Source organism: Microbacterium sp. CBA3102, assembly GCF_007954505.1.
GTDB lineage: Bacteria > Actinomycetota > Actinomycetes > Actinomycetales > Microbacteriaceae > Microbacterium > Microbacterium aurugineum.
In genome coordinates, this window is record NZ_CP042412.1 from 1,639,842 (window position 1) to 1,652,666 (window position 12,825).

Sequence of the window (12,825 nt, forward strand, 5' to 3'; positions counted from 1 at the left end):
TGCGCAGTCTTGCAAGGATTTGCGTAAGCTGACCCCATGTCGAAGCGACTCGCCGAGGTGGCGCGCAAGGTCGGAGTGAGCGAAGCCACGGTCAGCCGTGTGCTCAACGACAAGCCGGGGGTCTCCGATGCCACGCGGCAGGCGGTTCTGACCGCGCTCGACGTGCTCGGATACGAACGGCCGACGAAGCTTCGCGGCGAGCGGGCGCGTCTGGTGGGTCTGGTGCTCCCCGAGTTGCAGAATCCGATCTTCCCCGCCTTCGCCGAGATCGTCGGTGGCGCGCTCACTCAGAACGGCTACACGCCTCTGTTGTGCACGCAGAACGCGGGCGGCGTGACGGAGTCGGACTACGTCGACCTGCTTCTCGCGCAGCAGGTCTCGGGAGTGATCTTCCTCGGCGGAAACTACACACAGGCGGATGCCGCGCACGAGCACTATGAGCGGCTGCGCCAGGTGAACCTGCCGACGGTTCTCGTGAACGCCCGCGTGCCCGAGCTGCAGTTCGCGACAGTCTCGACCGACGACGCGGCGGCGGCCGAACAGGCGGTGCTCCACGTGCATCAGCTCGGGCATCGACGCATCGGTCTCCTCCTGGGGCCCGACGACCACGTCCCGTCGCAGCGCAAGCTCGAGTCTGCGCGTCGTCTGCTGGAGAAGCTCGGTGAGCCGCTGTCCGAAGAACTCGTGGTGCGCGGCATGTACTCGCTCGAATCGGGACAGGCCGGCGCGGCGCGGCTCTTCGCCGCCGGAGCCACGGCGATCGTCTGTGCGAGTGATCCGATGGCCCTCGGCGCGGTGCGCGCCGCGCGGCGGGCGGGGCTCGCGGTTCCCGGTGACGTGAGCATCGTCGGCTTCGACGACTCGGCGCTGATGAGCTGCACCGAGCCACCGCTGACGACCGTGCGGCAACCGATCGAGTCGATGGGGCGCGCCGTGATCGCGCTGCTGCTCGCACAGATCGCCGGAACCTCGCGGCCGAGCGACGAGCTGCTGTTCGAGCCGGAGTTGGTCCTGCGGTCTTCGACGGGTCCGCTGGCCTGACCGGGAGGCGCACCGGCGTCGCGACGAACGGCTTCGTGCGCCCGTAGCGTATCGCAAATTTCCAACATCTCGTTTACTTCTTGCGTTAAGAGCACGGAAAAGCTACATTCAACTCATCGCCCCCCGACGACGAGGAGTTCCGTGGACACTGATGTTCTGCGCAGCGCGGCACCTACCCGCACCCTGACGATGCCCGCGGGTGAGGGGTGGTGGCGCACGGCCGTCATCTATCAGGTGTACGTGCGCAGCTTCGCGGACGGCAACGGCGACGGCATCGGCGATCTCGCCGGCGTGCGCTCCCGCCTCGGATACCTCAAGAGCCTCGGGGTCGATGCGCTCTGGTTCACGCCGTGGTACCAGAGTCCGCTCGCCGATGGCGGCTATGACGTGCAGGACTACCGGCGCATCGACCCCCGTTTCGGCACCCTCGAAGAGGCCGAGCAGCTCATCGCGGAGGCGCTCGAACTCGGCATCCGCACGATCGTCGACATCGTGCCGAACCACATCTCGAACCAGCACGACTGGTTCCAGCAAGCACTGGCCGCAGGGCCGGGCAGTGTCGAGCGCGAGCGCTTCTGGTTCCACCCCGGTCGGGGCGCCGACGGCTCCGGCATCCCCACCAATTGGGTCTCCAGCTTCCAGGGCGAGACGTGGACGCGCACGCACAATCCCGACGGAACCCCCGGCGAGTGGTACCTGCACCTGTTCACTCCCGAGCAGCCCGACCTCAACTGGAACCACATCGACGTGCGCCGCGAGCACGAGGACGTCCTGCGTTTCTGGTTCGACCGAGGCGTCGCGGGCGTCCGCATCGACTCCGCCGCCCTTCCGGTCAAGGACCCGGCTCTGCCCGACCTCCCCGCCGGCGGCACTCCGACGGCGGGGCACCCGCACATCGATCGTGACGAGTTGCACGACATCTACCGTGACTGGCGTGCCGTCGCTGACGAGTACGACGGCGAGCGGGTGCTCGTCGGCGAAGTCTGGCTCGACGATGCAGAGCGATTCGCTCGCTATCTGCGTCCGGGGGAGATGCATACGGCCTTCAACTTCGGGTTCATGACGCAGCCGTGGAGCGCGCGGGCGATGCGCGACTCCATCACCCGCACCCTTGCCGAGCACGAGCCGGTCGGAGCTCCGGCCACGTGGGTGCTCTCCAACCATGACGTGACCCGTCCGGTGACGCGCTACGGGCAGGCGGACTCCTCGTTCGCCTTCGAGCGCAAGCGGCGCGGCACCGCGACCGACGTGGAGCGGGGAGCGCGCCGAGCACGGGCCGCGGCGCTGCTGGTCGCCGCCCTCCCCGGGAGCCTCTACATCTACCAAGGGGACGAGCTCGGCCTCCCCGAGGTGGAGCTTCCGCTCGACGTGATCGAGGATCCGATGCACTTCCGCTCCGGCGGTGTCGACCCCGGACGGGACGGCTGCCGCGTGCCACTGCCGTGGGCGGGCGCGTCGAGCCCCTACGGGTTCGGCGGAGCGCCGTGGCTCCCGCAACCTGCCGATTGGGCGGGGCTCTCGGTCGAGGCCCAGGACGCCGACCCGGGCTCGACGTTGAACCTCTACCGTGCGGCGATCGCGGTGCGCCGACGCATCGACGACTTCGCCGGAAGCGAACTGGAGTGGCTCGAGCTCGGCGCCGATGTCCTCGCGTTCCGTCGCGGCGACGGCACGGTCAGCATCACCAACCTCGGCGCGGTGCCGGTTCCGCTGCCCGCGCACCATGAGGTGCTGCTCGCCAGCACGCTCCTCGACGGTGGCGCACTGCCCCCCGACTCCACTGCCTGGCTCGCTCTTCGAGCCGTTCCCGGGCGCTCTCCGCGAGCGCACAAGTAGCCCTGCATCACCCGATCCGCATCACATGGAAGGACTGACAATGAAGTCACCAACGAAAGCCCTGGTCGCCGGCGTCGCCGTGCTCGCCACGGTCGGCGCACTCGCCGGCTGCACGCCGAGCGGCGATGACGGTGCCGATGGCAAGACCGAGCTGCGCGTCGCCACGTTCCCCCCGGGAGCCGACGCCGCGGCCTATGAGGCGTTCGCCGCCCAGGAGAAGCAGTTCGAGGAGGAGCACCCCGACATCGACATCATCGGCGTCGAGTACGAGTGGGAGGGCCCGACCTTCGCGGTGCAACTCGCCGGTGGCAGCCTGCCCGACGTGTTCACCGTGCCTTTCACCGACTCCAAGACACTGCTCGAGAACGGGCAGCTGATGGACGTGACCGACGCGATCGAGGAGCTCGGCTACACAGACAAGTTCAATCCGATCATCCTCGACGGGGTCACCGGCTCCGATGGGAAGATCTATGGTTTCCCGCGCCAGGCCTACGCAGCAGCGCTGCACTACAACCGGGACCTGTTCGAGGCGGCGGGGCTCGATCCCGACAACCCGCCTCAGACGTGGGACGAGATCCGCACGGCCGCGAAGGCGATCACCGACGCGACGGGCAAAGCCGGCTACGCGCAGATGGCGATCAACAACACGGGCGGCTGGCAGCTCACCTCGCAGACCGTGGCGCGCGGGGGTCGCACGCAGACCGACAACAGCGACGGCACGGCGGAGTCGACGATCGACAACGACGCCACCACGGCCGCGCTGCAGTTCCTGCACGATGTGAAGTGGGAGGACGGCTCGTTCGGTTCCAAGGTCGACCTCGACTGGGGCACGATCAACCAGGAGTTCGCGGCCGGCAACATTGGCATGTACACGTCGGGTTCCGACATCTACACCGCTCTCGTCCGCGACTTCGGCATGGAGCCGTCGATCTACGGCATGACCGTCGTGCCGATCGAGGGCGACGACCCCGGGACCCTCGGCGGCGGTGACATCGCGGTGATCAGCCCCACGGTCGACGACGCGACGAAGGCGGCGGCGGTGACGTGGATCGACTGGTACTACATGCAGAAGTTGATGGATGAGGACGCCGCCGTCCTCGACGCCAAGACCCTGAACGAGTCGGGCCAGGCCGTCGGCACCCCGCTCCTGCCTGTACTCAGCCGCGAACTGTACGACGAGTCGCAGGAGTGGATCGCCGACTACATCAACGTGCCCGTCGAACAGATGGCGCCGTTCAGCGACCGTATCTGGGATCAGACGCCGGTCGGTGAGCCGAAGGTGAAGACCCAGGAGGTCTACGCGCTCCTCGACACCGTCGTGCAGAAGGTGCTCACCGATCAGAACGCCGACATCGACGCGTTGCTCGCTCAGGCGCAGACCGATGCGCAGGCGAAGCTCGACGAGTAACGCTTCATGACGATGACGCTCTCCGAGCAGCGGGCGGCGGTGGAGGATTCTCCGCCGCCCGCGGTGCGCACCTCCCGTCGCCGCTCGCCGCTCACGTGGTTCCGAGGCGGCGGGCTCGCGAACCTCCTGTTCGTGCTCCCGATGCTCTTCGTGTTCGTCTTCTTCTCGTGGTCGCCCATCGTGCAGTCCGTGATCATGAGCTTGCAGAAGACGAACCTGATCGTCTCCGAATGGGTCGGGTTCGATAACTACGTCGCGGTGATCGGTGATCCGGAACTCGGTCGGGCCGTGATCAACACGCTGTGGTTCGCTGTGCTCGCTCTGCTCTTCGGTTTTCCGCTGCCGCTCCTGATGGCCGTGCTGATGAGCGAGGTGCGCCGCGGCAAAGGCATCTACTCGGCCCTCGCCTACCTCCCGGTCGTGATCCCGCCCGTGGTCGCCGTACTGCTGTGGAAGTTCTTCTACAGTGCCGACCCTTCCGGTGTGTTCAACACCGTGCTCGGATATGTCGGCATCCCCCCGCAACCGTGGATCCAGGATGCCGTGCAGGCGATGCCGTCCCTCGTGCTGGAAGCCACCTGGGCCGGAGCGGGAGGCTCGATCATCATCTACCTCGCCGCACTCCTGGGGGTGCCGCCCGAGCTCTACGACGCCGCCGAGGTGGACGGTGCCGGAATCTGGAAGAAGATCTGGCACGTCACGCTGCCGCAGCTGCGCGGCATCCTCTTCATCATGCTGATCCTGCAGATCATCGCGACCGCTCAGGTCTTCCTCGAACCGTTCCTGTTCACCGGGGGCGGCCCTGCCGGGGCGACCAAGACCGTGCTGCTGTACATCTACGACAAGGCCTTCCGCAACAGTCTGGGCGGCGACTACGGAGAGGCGACGGCCGTCTCGGTCCTGCTCGCGATCGTCCTCGCCCTGCTCTCCTGGCTGTACTTCAGGCTGACCGACCGTTGGAGCACGACATGAGTCCCACCACCCGCCTCTCGACCCGTGCGGCGGAGAAGGCAGCGGAGAAGGCCGCCGATCGCGTCGGAGACCGCACCGTCATCTCGGACTCGGAGCGGCGGCGGCGTGGCATCCGCGTCGGCATGTCGCTCACGCATGTGTTCCTCACCGTCGGGCTGGTGATCGCCGGACTCGGGCCGATTCTGTGGCTGGCGAAGTCGGCCGTCACGCCGACGCAGGACACGCTGCAGCAGCCGTTCGCGCTCTGGCCGAACGGGACCGATTGGGAGAACCTGTCGACTGCGTGGAACGACATACACATCGATCAGTACTTCTTCAACACGGTGATCATCGCGCTCGGCGCCTGGTTCGTCCAGCTGCTCATCGCGACCACCGGCGGTTATGCGCTCTCGGTGCTGAGGCCGTGGTACGCCCCGATCCTGAACGCGCTGGTGCTGGCGACGCTGTTCATCCCGGGCATCGTGCTGCTCGTGCCGCTGTACTTGACGATCGTCCACCCACCGCTCCTCGGGGATGTGAGCCTGCTCGACAACTACCTCGCGGTCTGGCTGCCTATGGGCGCGAACGCGTTCAACATCCTGCTGGTGAAGCGGTTCTTCGACAGCCTGCCCCGCGAAGTGTTCGAGGCGGCGCGGACCGATGGTGCCGGCCCCTTCCGCCTGTTCTGGTCGATCGTGCTGCCCATGTCGAAGCCCATCCTCGGCGTGGTCTCCGTGTTCGCGATCATCGCGGCCTGGAAGGACTACCTCTGGCCGATGCTGGTGCTGCCCGATCCCGCCGTCCAGCCGCTGTCGGTCCGTCTTCCGGCCGTGCAGTCGCAGACCGAGCTGGATGTGTTCCTCGCCGCACTTGCGATCGCGACGCTCATCCCGATCGGCATGTTCCTGCTGTTCCAATCCGTGTTCCTGCGCTCGGCGGGGTTGGGGGGAGCCGTCAAGGGCTAGCCGAGACCCCCCTCTCCCGCCGAGACCCCCCGGCCGTTGTCGCCCCCAGGGCGGGGTCTCGGCGAGAAGGCGGGGTCTCGGCGTCACGGGTGGGGAGCGGGGCGGGGGGCGAGAGTGTCGATCAGCGAGGTCATGATGCCGGGCATGTCGACCGAGGGGTCGATCATCCACTGCAGCTGGAGGCCGTCCGACGCGGCCTGGATGATCCGCGCCAGCGTCTCGGGGTCGAGCGCCGGACGCTGCTCCTCGGTGGCGAAGCTCTCCGCGATCGTCCCGCGCAGGCGCTCGCTGCGCTCGAGAAAGTAGGCGTGGGCCGGATGCTCGGGATCGGCGGCATCCACGGACAACCGGGAGAAGAGGGCGACGAGTCCCGGCACCTGCGTGTTGTGGCGGATGACCTCGAGGAAGCCGTCGCGGGCTCCGGCGGCCCCGGCGACGGAGGGATCCAGGCCGTCGTGCTCGTCGCGCTTGCGGAGGACCTCGGTGAAGAGCTCCTCCTTCGAGCCGAAGTAGTGCAGCAGAGCGGCGGGGGTCACACCGACCACCTCGGCGATCTCCTTGAGCGAGGCGTTCTGATACCCCTTGCGCCCGATCACGTCGAGGGCGCTCTCCAGGATCTCCTCGCGTCGCGCGACGCCCTTCGCGTATGAACCTCGTCGAACCATGTCACGAGCGTAATCCTGAATGTTGTTTGAAATCTAATACTGAATCACGTAAGGTTTTCGCAAGACATCGCTGTCCCCGCGAAAGGAAGACCATGACCGAGATCTCGGCATCCGACCTCACCCTCGAGGAGAAGGCATCGCTCACCAGCGGCGCGGACTTCTGGACCACGAAAGCCGTCGATCGGGTCGGCATCCCCTCGGTGATGATGACCGACGGTCCTCATGGGCTTCGCAAGCAGGCAGGCAGCACCGACCACCTCGGACTCGCCGGCAGCGTTCCGGCCACGTGCTTCCCGCCGGCTGTCGGCATCGGCTCCTCCTTCGACCCCGAACTCATCGAGCGGGTCGGTGCGGCGATCGGTGTCGAGGCCGCGATCGAGGACGTCGCCGTCGTGCTCGGACCCGGCATCAACATCAAGCGCTCACCGCTGTGCGGACGAAACTTCGAGTACTTCTCCGAGGACCCGATCGTCTCCGGAGTGCTCGGGGCCGCCTCGGTCCGAGGCATCCAGTCGCAAGGGGTCGGCACCTCGCTCAAGCACTTCGCGGCGAACAACCAGGAGTTCGACCGGATGCGAGCGAGCTCCGACGTCGACCCCCGTCCGCTTCGCGAGATCTACCTGCGCGGATTCGAGCGTGTCGTGAAGGACGCGTCGCCCTGGACCGTCATGTGCTCGTACAACAAGCTCAACGGGGTCTGGACCTCGGAGGATCCTTGGCTGCTCACCAGCGTGCTCCGTGATGACTGGGGCTTCGACGGTCTCGTCGTCTCGGATTGGGGCGCGGTGAACGATCGCGTCGTCGGTGTCGCTGCGGGCCTCGACCTGGAGATGCCCGCCTCCGGCGGACGCACGGACGCACAGCTCGTCGCCGCGGTGCGCGCGGGAACCCTCGACGAGAGTGTCCTCGACACCGCAGCCGACCGCGCGATCGACCTCGTTCGCAAGGCGGGCGCGCGCCCGGTCGCGGAAGGCCCCCTCGATGTCGACGCGCACCATGCACTCGCCCGTGAGGCCGCAGGACGGTCGATCGTTCTGCTGAAGAACGATGACGCACTGCTGCCTCTGCAGAAGGACCAGAAGGTCGCCGTGATCGGGGCCTTCGCGACCGAGCCCCGTTTCCAGGGGGCGGGTTCGTCGCTGATCAATCCCACCCGGATCGACAACGCGCTGGACGAGATGCGGGCCTTCGGCGGGGAGCAGGTCACGTACGCGCCCGGTTTCGCGGTCGAGGGCGGCGCCATCGCGGCAGAGGGACGGTCGGCTGATGACCTCCGCGCCGAGGCTGTCGACGCGGCGGGCTCCGCCGACGTCGCCGTGCTCTTCCTCGGTCTGCCTGCCGCGGAGGAGTCGGAGGGCTTCGATCGCGAGCACATCGACCTGCCCGCAGCACAAATCGCGGTGCTGGATGCCGTGCTCGAGGTGAACCCTCGCGTGGTGGTGGTGCTGTCCAACGGCGGAGTGGTGGCTCTCCCCTTCGCGGACCGTGTGCCGGCCATCGTCGAGAGCTGGCTGCTGGGGCAGGCCGGAGGTGGCGCTGTGGCCGACGTGCTCTACGGCGTCGTCAACCCCTCCGGCAAGCTCACCGAGACCGTGCCCGTGCGGCTGGAGGACAACCCCTCCTACGGCAACTTCCCGGGAGAGTTCGGGCACGTGCGCTACGGCGAAGGGCTGCTCGTCGGCTACCGTTGGTACGACGCGAAACGCCTGGATGTCACCTACCCGTTCGGCCACGGGCTCTCGTACACGACGTTCGAGTACGGCCCCGCGACGGCCGAGGTCGGCACGGACGGCGACATCACCGTGAGGGTCGAGATCACGAACTCCGGCGGCCGCGACGGCCGTGAGGTCGTGCAGGTCTACGTCGCCCCTGCGCAGTCGATCGTGCAGCGGGCGCCTCGTGAGCTCAAGGCGTTCGCGTCCGTCGCCCTCGGCGCAGGGGAGGCGCGCGTCGTCGAGCTCACCGTCCGGCGCGAGGACCTGGCCTACTGGGACGTGCGCATCGATGGCTGGATCGTCGAGGGCGGCACCTACACGGTCGATGTCGCTGCGTCGAGCCGCGACCTCCGCTCGACCGTCTCGGTCGAGATCGTGGGCGACCCGGTGCATCAGGAGCTGACCATGAACTCCTCGGTCGGCGATCTGATGTCCCACCCGGTCGCCGGGCCGATCGTGCAGCAGGCCCTCGGTGGCTTGATGGGTGGTGGCGATGCGGCTGCTGCGTCGATGATGCCGAACGACGACGCGATGCAGAAGATGATGGCATCGTTCCCGATCGGCCGCCTCGCCGGATTCCCCGGGCTGCCCGTCACGTTCGAACAGATCGAGCAGCTGGTGGCCGCGGCGAACGCCGGGGAGTGAGCTACGGGGCGGTCGACGGCGATGATGCCCGCTCGCTCAGGGTGACTCCTCGGAGGATGGGGCGGCGACTCCCGCGCGAGCGCCTGCGCCGCGCATGATGCGCGCGACCGCCGTGATGAGGAACAGCTGTCCCGTGATCGCTTCTGCGACGGCGACCGCCTGCGACGTCGCGGTGGAGGGGACGAGGTTGCCGTAACCGGTGGTCGTGAGCGTCGTGAACGAGAAGAAGAGCTGGTTGGCGAGCGAGTCGTCGTCCGTGCCATCGAAGATCGAGGCGGGGGAGACGAGGGAGAGCAGGTTGAAGGCGAACGTGAAGAAGAGGCCGACGAAGACGTAGGCCGTGATGGCTGCCAGGAGCGCTTCGAGGTTGAGCCCACGCCGCTTCACCTGGTGACCGATGATCGCGACCGGCGCCACGAGGAGCGCGACCATGGTCGCGGTCGAGAACACGATGTCGAGTACGTGCCCGCCCGCGCTGCTGAGCGCCGTGATGATCGTCGCGAGCCCGGCCGCCGACAGGATCACCCAGGCCACGTGCTGGATCATCGGCGGTGTCCCGGTCACGCGGAACACGACGGCGACCGTCACGAGGATGACCAGGAACGCCCACGGGCTCGGATCCGTGGCGCGTTGTGCCGCGCACAAGGCGTAGGAGACGACGAGCAGCGCGAAGATGATCACGTATCCCGACACCCCGTCGAAGACGGTGCCGGACGTCGGTGTCGCACCCGTCTGGAACTCTCGCATCCCCGTCATATCGCACCTCGCCCCCGTCTGTCGACGGCGCGGGAGCCGGAGGGCCGGAGGAGAGTCTCCGGGGCGGGTGCGGGCGTCGTCGCACGCTCATCGTGGCATCCGTGCGGACCGAGCGGTCGGCGAGTGTCACCCTTTCCGGGCGATGCGGGCGCCGGTTCGTGACAGCTCGCCATTCCGGTTATGATGGTGAGGTGCATCCGTGCTTTCGGGTCGGATGCCTGGAGACGTCGCATAGTCCGGCCGAGTGCACCACCCTGCTAAGGTGGAGTCCCCTCACGGGGACCAGGGGTTCAAATCCCCTCGTCTCCGCACTTTTTCCAGGGAGGGCATCCGCCCCCGCCACGCGTCAGGTCGTGTGCTGTGGGCCGATCCACGACTAACCTTCGGGAATGCGTACCTGGTTCCTTCGCGCTCGCGAGTCCTTCTGGTTCCTGCCGACGGTGTTCGGGGTGGCGGCGATCGCCCTCGCGATCGGACTGACCGAGCTCGACCGCTTGCTGCTCGCGAACGGCGACACCTCGGGCGCCCTTCTGGCGGATCTGTCCGCGACGGGCGGGCGCGCGATCCTCACCGTCATCGGCGGGACCATGCTCGGGGTGGCGGCGACATCCTTCTCGATCACGATCTCGGTGCTGGCCACGACATCATCGGCCTATGGGCCCCGCCTGGTGCGGAACTTCATGGCGGACCGCGGGAACCAGTTCGTCCTCGCGGTCCTCACCTCGACGTTCCTCTACACGCTGGTGGTGCTGCGCGCGGTGCGGACCGAGCAGGACTCGATCTCTGCGTTCGTCCCCGTCACGGCAGTGACGTTCGCCGTCTTCCTGGCGATCGCCGACGTCGCGGTGCTCGTGTACTTCATCCACCACATCGCCAGGTCGGTCCAGGTGACCACCCTGCAGGGGCGGGTGCTGAGGGAGCTCGTCGAGGTCATCGACCTCCTCTACCCCGACGCGTCGGACCGCGACACGGTGGCGACGGAACCGGATGACCTCATCGTCCACGAGGAGTTCTTCGCCACCTCCTCGGGCTATGTGCAATACGTCGACTTCGAGGACCTCGTCGCTTTCGCGCGCGCGCATCAGGTCGTCGTCCGCATAGCCACTCCGCCGGGAACCCACGTGCTGGAGGGCCAGGTGATCGCTCAGTCTCTGGTTTCCCGGAATCAGGGACGGGACGAAAGCACGGAGAAGGCGGCGTCGAAGGCGATCACGTCCGCGATCGCCGTCGGAGCGGCGCGCACTCCCCACCAGGACCTCGGTTTCGCCGTTCAGGGGCTGACCGAGATCGGCGTCCGCGGGCTCGCAGCGGGAACCAACGACCCCTACACGGCGGTGGCTGCGATCGATGCGCTGAGCTCGGCCCTCGTGACCCTCTGCGGCCGTCCGGCGGCAGATGGAAGGTATCCCGGCGACGACGGCGAACTGCGGGTCGTCTGCCGCTGGCCGTCTCCCATCGAGCTGATCGCCGACGCGCTTCTGGCCCTTCGCACGTACGGGATGAACCACCCGCTCGTCGTGCGTGCGGGCGTCGGGCTCCTCGAACGGCTGGAGGCCGCGATGACCGGGGGAGATCGTCTGCGGTTGCGGGACGAGATCGCCGCGTTCCGCTCGGCCTACGTCGCCACGGATCCGCCGCCCACCGATGCCGCCCCCGTGCTCGAGCGGCTGGACGACACCGTCCGCCGCCTGCCCTGACGACCTCGCGACAGCGTGGGGTCAGGAGCGTCGATCGTTTCGATGCCAGAGGCGATCCAGGAACCTCTTAGCCCTCTGGAACACCGTGTCTTCGCGCGGTGAGAGCGTCTCCCCTCGGCGGAGACGGGTGCCGCGTTCGATCGTGATCTCGCGCGAGCGCTCGGTCCGGTCGACCACGGTGGACTCGCGGAGGGGGAGCTGCAACTCCGATTCCGCCTTCTGCCCGGCCTGGAGCTGCCTGCCGCGTTCGAGTTCCGCGTTGAACTCGGCGCCGATCAGCAGAGCCACGTTGATGACGAACAACCACAGGAGGAAGACCACGACCCCGGCGAGCGAGCCGAACGTCCGGTTGTAGTCGGCGAAGTTCGACACGTAGATGAAGAGGCCGGCAGAGGCGAGGGAGAGCACCCCGACGGCGAACGCCGCACCCAGCCCCAACCACCGAAGCGGGGGCTGCTTCAGATTGGAGGTGCCCTTGTAGAGCAGGGTGATCATCAGGACGACGGCCGTGGCCAGGACCGGCCACTTCACGACGTCCCAGACGCCCAGAGCCGTGTCGCCGATGCCCAGAGCATGTCCGGCCGCACGCGCGACGGGCCCGGAGAGGACGACCACCCCGACGACCACCAGCGCGAGGGCGAGGAGCACGACGGTGACGCCCAGCTGCCAGGGCTTGCGCTTCCAGTAGGGTCGCCCTTCCGGGACACCGTAGATGCGGTTCAGTATGCGACCGAATCCGCTCACATAGATCGAGGCGGACCACACGGCGGTGACGACGGCCACGATCAAGGTGATGCCCGCAGCGGACGTGCCTGCCGCATCGGTCAACGGCGCACGAAGCGTGTCGGTCACGGCCGGGGGTGCGACCTCGGCGAGGAGCGTGAGCAGCCGATCGAGCACCTCGTCCGTATCCGCGAGCACTCCGACCAGCGCCATCACCGCCAGCCCTGCCGGAAAGACCGAGAGGACGGCGAAGAAGGTCAGGGCGGCCGCCGCGTCCACGCACCCGTCGCGGACGAACTCCTGGACCGCGCGACGCCCGATGTACGTCCAGGTCTGCCGTCGAATCTGCAGAGGAGTCGAAGGCTTCGCTCGATCTGCTGCTCCCGTGTCCGACATGTCTCTCACGCTACGCCGCCGGAAGGT

The 12,825-nt window shown here is 67.7% G+C and carries 10 protein-coding genes and 1 tRNA gene; 8 read left to right on the plus strand and 3 right to left on the minus strand.

Features of this window, described 5'->3' with window-relative positions; genetic code table 11:
• The first annotated feature begins 36 nt into the window (after positions 1-36).
• The 5 genes from FGL91_RS07780 (at position 37) to FGL91_RS07800 (ending at position 6,201) form a co-directional block, all read left to right on the plus strand.
• Complete coding sequence (locus tag FGL91_RS07780; RefSeq protein ID WP_131492918.1) at positions 37-1,041, plus strand: LacI family DNA-binding transcriptional regulator; 1,005 nt, start codon at positions 37-39, stop codon at positions 1,039-1,041.
• Between the two features lie 189 nt (positions 1,042-1,230).
• Positions 1,231-2,877 carry a glycoside hydrolase family 13 protein gene (locus FGL91_RS07785; RefSeq protein WP_153244698.1) on the plus strand — a complete coding sequence of 549 codons (1,647 nt, stop codon included), beginning with the start codon at positions 1,231-1,233 and terminating at the stop codon, positions 2,875-2,877.
• A gap of 40 nt (positions 2,878-2,917) precedes the next feature.
• Entirely contained in the window at positions 2,918-4,285 is a 1,368-nt protein-coding gene (locus FGL91_RS07790) for an ABC transporter substrate-binding protein (protein WP_153243539.1), read from the plus strand.
• Positions 4,286-4,291: 6 nt separating this feature from the next.
• The gene (locus FGL91_RS07795; protein WP_194239344.1) at positions 4,292-5,257 is read left to right on the plus strand and encodes a carbohydrate ABC transporter permease; all 966 of its coding nucleotides are present in this window, start codon (positions 4,292-4,294) and stop codon (positions 5,255-5,257) included.
• Positions 5,254-6,201: a carbohydrate ABC transporter permease gene (locus tag FGL91_RS07800; RefSeq protein ID WP_153243540.1), complete on the plus strand. Its 948-nt coding sequence runs from the start codon at positions 5,254-5,256 to the stop codon at positions 6,199-6,201. The genes FGL91_RS07795 and FGL91_RS07800 overlap by 4 nt, the downstream gene beginning before the upstream one ends.
• A gap of 83 nt (positions 6,202-6,284) precedes the next feature.
• Here FGL91_RS07800 and FGL91_RS07805 read toward each other — a convergent pair whose 3' ends face one another.
• Positions 6,285-6,866 (minus strand): TetR/AcrR family transcriptional regulator, encoded by a 582-nt coding sequence (locus tag FGL91_RS07805; protein WP_153243541.1) that lies wholly within the window; start codon positions 6,864-6,866, stop codon positions 6,285-6,287.
• A 92-nt stretch (positions 6,867-6,958) separates the two neighbouring features.
• On the opposite strand from FGL91_RS07805, the gene FGL91_RS07810 reads away from it, so the two are divergent.
• Positions 6,959-9,226 carry a glycoside hydrolase family 3 C-terminal domain-containing protein gene (locus tag FGL91_RS07810; protein WP_153243542.1) on the plus strand — a complete coding sequence of 756 codons (2,268 nt, stop codon included), beginning with the start codon at positions 6,959-6,961 and terminating at the stop codon, positions 9,224-9,226.
• Between the two features lie 36 nt (positions 9,227-9,262).
• On the opposite strand, the gene FGL91_RS07815 is transcribed toward FGL91_RS07810, so the two are convergent.
• Positions 9,263-9,982 carry an ion channel gene (locus FGL91_RS07815; RefSeq protein ID WP_153243543.1) on the minus strand — a complete coding sequence of 240 codons (720 nt, stop codon included), beginning with the start codon at positions 9,980-9,982 and terminating at the stop codon, positions 9,263-9,265.
• A gap of 220 nt (positions 9,983-10,202) precedes the next feature.
• Between FGL91_RS07815 and FGL91_RS07820 the strand changes: the two genes are divergently transcribed.
• Both FGL91_RS07820 and FGL91_RS07825 read left to right on the plus strand, forming a co-directional pair.
• Positions 10,203-10,291: transfer RNA gene (locus tag FGL91_RS07820), tRNA-Ser, on the plus strand.
• Between the two features lie 80 nt (positions 10,292-10,371).
• Positions 10,372-11,679 carry a DUF2254 domain-containing protein gene (locus FGL91_RS07825; RefSeq protein WP_153243544.1) on the plus strand — a complete coding sequence of 436 codons (1,308 nt, stop codon included), beginning with the start codon at positions 10,372-10,374 and terminating at the stop codon, positions 11,677-11,679.
• 21 nt (positions 11,680-11,700) lie between these two features.
• Here the strand turns inward: FGL91_RS07825 and FGL91_RS07830 are convergent, their stop codons facing one another.
• Positions 11,701-12,798, minus strand: coding sequence for a YihY/virulence factor BrkB family protein (locus FGL91_RS07830; RefSeq protein WP_153243545.1), 1,098 nt, complete (start codon positions 12,796-12,798; stop codon positions 11,701-11,703).
• Positions 12,799-12,825 lie beyond the last annotated feature (27 nt).

Excerpts from the sequence above, each read along its gene's own strand:
- FGL91_RS07805 (WP_153243541.1), bottom strand. The coding sequence starts at position 6,866 with ATGGTTCGACGAGGTTCATACGCGAAGGGCGTCGCGCGACGCGAGGAG.
- FGL91_RS07830 (WP_153243545.1), bottom strand. The coding sequence starts at position 12,798 with ATGTCGGACACGGGAGCAGCAGATCGAGCGAAGCCTTCGACTCCTCTG.
- FGL91_RS07780 (WP_131492918.1), top strand. The coding sequence starts at position 37 with ATGTCGAAGCGACTCGCCGAGGTGGCGCGCAAGGTCGGAGTGAGCGAA.
- FGL91_RS07800 (WP_153243540.1), top strand. The coding sequence starts at position 5,254 with ATGAGTCCCACCACCCGCCTCTCGACCCGTGCGGCGGAGAAGGCAGCG.
- FGL91_RS07785 (WP_153244698.1), top strand. The coding sequence starts at position 1,231 with ATGCCCGCGGGTGAGGGGTGGTGGCGCACGGCCGTCATCTATCAGGTG.
- FGL91_RS07825 (WP_153243544.1), top strand. The coding sequence starts at position 10,372 with ATGCGTACCTGGTTCCTTCGCGCTCGCGAGTCCTTCTGGTTCCTGCCG.
- FGL91_RS07815 (WP_153243543.1), bottom strand. The coding sequence starts at position 9,982 with ATGACGGGGATGCGAGAGTTCCAGACGGGTGCGACACCGACGTCCGGC.
- FGL91_RS07795 (WP_194239344.1), top strand. The coding sequence starts at position 4,292 with ATGACGATGACGCTCTCCGAGCAGCGGGCGGCGGTGGAGGATTCTCCG.
- FGL91_RS07790 (WP_153243539.1), top strand. The coding sequence starts at position 2,918 with ATGAAGTCACCAACGAAAGCCCTGGTCGCCGGCGTCGCCGTGCTCGCC.
- FGL91_RS07810 (WP_153243542.1), top strand. The coding sequence starts at position 6,959 with ATGACCGAGATCTCGGCATCCGACCTCACCCTCGAGGAGAAGGCATCG.